Raw genomic sequence first — 4,352 nt, forward strand, 5'->3', positions numbered from 1 at the left:
TTGGGGGCGTGGCCGGCCCTGCGCGAGACCGCCCCGCCCCGCTGGCACGGCACGGCCGCCGCCACCCTCGCCTACGCCAGGGCCGGCCACGCCCCCAAGGGCGCCCTCACCCAGGTCGCGGGGAGCATCGCCGTCGCCGCGACCCACACCGCGCACGCGGTGATGGCGGCGCGGGGGGAGTGGGTGACCAATGAGAAGGGACTCGTCGCACGGGCCGGGCTCGGGGACGTGGACACCTTGCTGGAGGGCCTGGAGAGCAGCCCGGACGTCCTCGCGCGGGTGGTCGAGGCCGCGGAGGAGCGGTTCGACCGAGCCGTGGAGGCGGCCCGGCGGTGATTCGGCCGACCGGCGCCGCGGCCCCGTTCGGCGGGACGGCCGGACGGAGCCCGGGCGGGGACCACCGGTTCCTCACCGCGCGACGCCGCGGTGAGCACCGGGTGCCGTCACCCCGCGGTGCGGGCTTGCTGCCCACGCGGGTGAGGTCGGGTGAGCGGCCGGGACCCCCACGGTCGGTCATCGTGGGTGCCGTCGTCATCGGTACGGGCGCCCGGGCCCGTCCGGTCCTGCCGCGCAGGTCGGAGGGGGAGCGTCCTCCGCCGACCGTCACCGGGCCGCAGGGACGCGATCACGCTTCCCGGGGCTCGGGGCCCTTGTCCGCCGGGGGAGGGACCGGGGGCGACGCGGGAGGCACGACGAGGAAAGCGGCCGCGGGGTCGACGTCGTCGGCGTGGAACAGGGTGGGCAGGTCGTGGTCGAGGAGCCCCGCCATCTCGATCGCCACCCGCCCCTGGCCACACCTCGGTTCCGTGACCGAGGCGGCTCCCGGAAGCGGCACCCTGCACGTCCGCGACTCGAAGTACCGGGCGGGCCCCGTGGTCAGCCTGACGCCGGAGGCGTGGGCGGGGTTCGTCGGGTTCGCCGCCCGGCGGACCGCATGGGGCGAAGAGCATCGCGGTGCTCCGTGGCCGTCGATCCGGGCCACGGGGCACCGGCGTGCCCGCAGGACCACGGTGGTGATCGCGTCCCGGCGGCTCGTCCGGGAAGGGATGCGCCGGACGTGCCGAATCCGAGAAGGCGCCCCGGAGGGAAGCCGGCTGACGCGGCGTCGAGCGGACGGCGGACCCGTACCGGGCGGAGCGGAAAACCACGAGCCCTTCGGGCGCCGTCCGGTCATGATGATCCGGTGGATCATGTGCTGTGCGGGCTCGCCGTGAACACGGCCCTGCCGTCCGACCTCGTCGACCGGCTGATCGGGATCGCGGACGACGACCTCGCCGCGGAACTCGCCACGCGTGCCGACCTCGGCGGAACGCAGACGGCCGCGCTGGCGGCGCGCGGCGACGAGGCCGCCGTGCGACTCGCGTACGCGGGGCGGCTGACCGCCTCCGACATCGATCCCCTCGCGCGGCCCCGTGCCGCGCTCGCCCTGCTCGCGGAGGGCACCGGTCGGCCCGAGTGGGCGCGCCTGCTCGCGTCGGATCCGGACGCGGAGCGCCGGGAGAGGCTGGCCGCCTGCCCGGATCTGCCGCCGGACGTGACGGCGACACTGGCCGCCGATCCGGAGATACGCGTCGTGGCGGAACTCGCCCGGTGGACGACGCCCGACACGGCCGCCCGGCTCGCGGAGCATCCGCACGCCGAGGTCCGGTGCGCGGTGGCCGCCAACGAGAGGACCCCGCCGGCCGTGCTGGCCGAGTTGGCCGGGCCGGTCGGCGGCGAAGGACTGCCTCCGGCGCGACGGTGCTCGGTCTGCGACCGGGAGCAGACGCCGTTCGTCCATGATCCGTCTTGCCCGCGGACCGACTGCGACCTGCCTCCGGGCGCCTCCTGCTACGGCTCCCACGAATCCACCGTGCGGGACACGTGGCAGAGGGCGGTGCGGAATCCGGCCGCACCGGTCGCCGCCCTCCTCCACTTCGCCGAGCATCCTTCGCCGGTGCTGCGCGGCGCGCTCGCGGCCCGCCCCGACCTGCCGGTGCACGTCTGCAGGCGTCTCGCCGAGGACCCCGTCCCCGGTGTCCGAGCCGACCTCGCCGAGAACCCGGCGATCGACGAGGCGCTGATCCGCGCCCTGGCCACCGACCCCGAGCACGGCGTGCGGCGCGGACTGGCGCACCACCCGGACGTCCCGCTCGACGTGCTCACGCAGTTGGCCGGCGCCACGAGGATCGGCCCGGTCCTGCTGCCCCGCATCGCCGGCGCCTCCCCGGCGGAGGTCGCGAGCCTGGCGGCGTCACCGGTCCCCGGGGCGCGGATGCTCGTGGCGGCGCGACGCGACCTGCCGCCCGAGATCCGGGACGCGTTGGCCGCCGACCCCGACGCGAAGGTGGTCGCCTCCGTCGCGCCCCATCCGGGCCTGTCCGACGTGCGGTTGCGCGCCATGGCCGACCGGCACGGCGGCCGGGTCGTCGCCGGTGTGGCGGCCAACCCGGATGCTCCGCCTGCGCTGTTGGAGGACCTGGCCCTCCGGCGACGAGCGGTGCGGAGAGCCTTGCACGAGATCGCCGGACACCGGAACGCGACGGCCCGGGCCCTGCTGCCCTGCCTCGCGGACGCACGGGCCAGGCGGGTGGCCGCCGGTCACCCGGCGCTGCCGGAGCGGACGATCGTCGAGCTGCTGGAGGACGCTGACTGGCAGGTCGTGGAGGCGGCGGCCGCCAACCCGTCGCTGCCGAGTGCGGTGATGTCCCGGCTGACGTCGCGAGCGGTGGCCGGAGTCCCGTGAGGGCATGCCGGGTCCGGCCCTCACGGTCCTACCGGGGTCAGACCGCCGTCGCTTCGGCAGGGCGTCTCAGGCCGCGTGCGGCGCAGCGGACAGGCCCTGCTTGACGTACCGGGTGGTCTCGTCGGCGAGGATCTCGGGCAGGCCCTTCTCGACGCCGTCCAGGGCCTGCGCGGCGACGTCGGCCGGGTCGGTCTTCCGGTCGGCGGGCACGGCCGCGGCCATGTCGGTGTCCATGTAGCCGACGTGCAGCGCCGAGACGGCGATGCCGTGGGGCGCCAGTTCCTCCCGGGCCGCGTCGGTCAGCGCCCAGGCGGCGGCCTTGGCCGCGGCATAGCCTCCGACGCCGGCCGGGTGCAGCCAGGACAGGACGGACAGGACGTTGAGCACGGCACCGCCGCCGTTGTCCCGGATGACGGGGGTGAAGGCCCGGGTCACGGCGAGGGGGCCGAAGAAGTTCGTCTCCATCTCCGCGCGCACCGCGTCCGGGTCGCCCGCGATCAGCCGTGCGCCGGTGGAGATGCCCGCGTTGTTCACCAGCAGGGTCGCGTCGGAGGCGGTGCGGGCCGCGGCCCGGATCGATTCCTCGTCCGTCACGTCCAGCCGCAGCGGGACGACGTCCGGCAGGTCCACCGTCTCGGGGCGGCGGGCCGCCGCGTACACCTTCGCTCCGCGTTCCACGAGCTGAGCGGCCAGATGTCGGCCGAGCCCCCGGTTGGCACCGGTGACCACGGCGACCGCGTCCTTCAGTTCCACGTCTGCTCCCAGCGTCGAGGGCGTTCGACGGCCCACGTGAATTAGATGACGCTCATAATCTAAAACCCGGCCTAGGATAGATGTCAACCGACATCCAAGGGGAGGTGGCCCATGGGCCGCGTATCGCAGGCGCAGGCGGAGGAGAACCGTCGACGGGTGGTGGAAACCGCCTCCCGGCTGTTCCGGGAGCAGGGGACGCACGTCAGCGTCGCCGACCTCATGAAGGCGGCCGGGCTGACCCACGGCGGCTTCTACAAGCAGTTCGCCTCCAAGGAGGCGCTCATCGACGAAGCCACCGCCCACGCGTTCGGCGAACTCGTCCGGCGCCGGGACGCCGGACCCGGGCAGCGGGCCGGGGGACGCGACGACGCCCGGCGGGCGCTGGTCGACACCTATCTCTCCGTCGAGCACCGGGACGGCGCGGCGGACGGGTGCCCCGTCGCCGCGCTCGCCACCGACATGGCGCGCGGCCACGCGGACCTGGAGGCCCGGCGCGTCTACGCCGAGGGGGTGCGCGGCTTCGCCGAGTGGCTCGGCGACGAGGACGCCGCGGGTGCCGAGGAGGCCGCGGGCGCCGAGGACCAGGACGGCATCGTCCGGCTGTGCACCCTGTTCGGCGCACTCGTCCTGGCGCGGGCCACCAAGGACTTCCCGATCTCCGAGGAGATCCTCGCGGCCGCGCGCGCGGCCCTGACGGCGGCCGACTGACCGGACGGACGGCGCGCGCGGTGGACACGGCGGCGGATCGGGGCGGCGGCCCCGCTACGGATCCGCGGCGGGGATGTCGCGGTTCGGCCCACCCCGGACCGGGACGGCGCCGTACGTTGACGGGATGGACAGGGCGGACGGGATGGGCAGGGGCGGCGGGGTGGAC

At 75.6% G+C, this 4,352-nt stretch carries 5 protein-coding genes and 1 pseudogene; 4 read left to right on the plus strand and 2 right to left on the minus strand.

The genetic code is table 11. From position 1 onward, the window contains the following. Positions 1 to 336 (plus strand): annotated as a pseudogene (locus B7L92_RS20410) (nucleotidyltransferase domain-containing protein); the annotation flags it as partial. A gap of 289 nt (positions 337 to 625) precedes the next feature. Here the strand turns inward: B7L92_RS20410 and B7L92_RS39590 are convergent. Then, positions 626 to 781, minus strand: coding sequence for a hypothetical protein (locus B7L92_RS39590; RefSeq protein ID WP_170102225.1), 156 nt, complete (start codon positions 779 to 781; stop codon positions 626 to 628). A 25-nt stretch (positions 782 to 806) separates the two neighbouring features. Between B7L92_RS39590 and B7L92_RS20415 the strand changes: the two genes are divergently transcribed. Together B7L92_RS20415 and B7L92_RS20420 are read left to right on the plus strand one after the other, a co-directional pair. Beyond that, complete coding sequence (locus B7L92_RS20415; protein ID WP_255311054.1) at positions 807 to 1,214, plus strand: DUF397 domain-containing protein; 408 nt, start codon at positions 807 to 809, stop codon at positions 1,212 to 1,214. Next, positions 1,184 to 2,725 (plus strand): hypothetical protein, encoded by a 1,542-nt coding sequence (locus tag B7L92_RS20420; protein WP_081238954.1) that lies wholly within the window; start codon positions 1,184 to 1,186, stop codon positions 2,723 to 2,725. The genes B7L92_RS20415 and B7L92_RS20420 overlap by 31 nt, the downstream gene beginning before the upstream one ends. Before the next feature lie 66 nt (positions 2,726 to 2,791). On the opposite strand, the gene B7L92_RS20425 is transcribed toward B7L92_RS20420, so the two are convergent. Continuing rightward, positions 2,792 to 3,478: an SDR family oxidoreductase gene (locus B7L92_RS20425; RefSeq protein ID WP_081238955.1), complete on the minus strand. Its 687-nt coding sequence runs from the start codon at positions 3,476 to 3,478 to the stop codon at positions 2,792 to 2,794. A gap of 111 nt (positions 3,479 to 3,589) precedes the next feature. On the opposite strand from B7L92_RS20425, the gene B7L92_RS20430 reads away from it, so the two are divergent. Beyond that, positions 3,590 to 4,186, plus strand: a complete 597-nt coding sequence (locus B7L92_RS20430; protein ID WP_081238956.1) for a TetR/AcrR family transcriptional regulator — start codon at positions 3,590 to 3,592, stop codon at positions 4,184 to 4,186. Positions 4,187 to 4,352: the final 166 nt, after the last annotated feature.

It is taken from the genome of Streptomyces viridosporus (assembly GCF_002078235.1).
Lineage (GTDB): Bacteria > Actinomycetota > Actinomycetes > Streptomycetales > Streptomycetaceae > Streptomyces > Streptomyces viridosporus.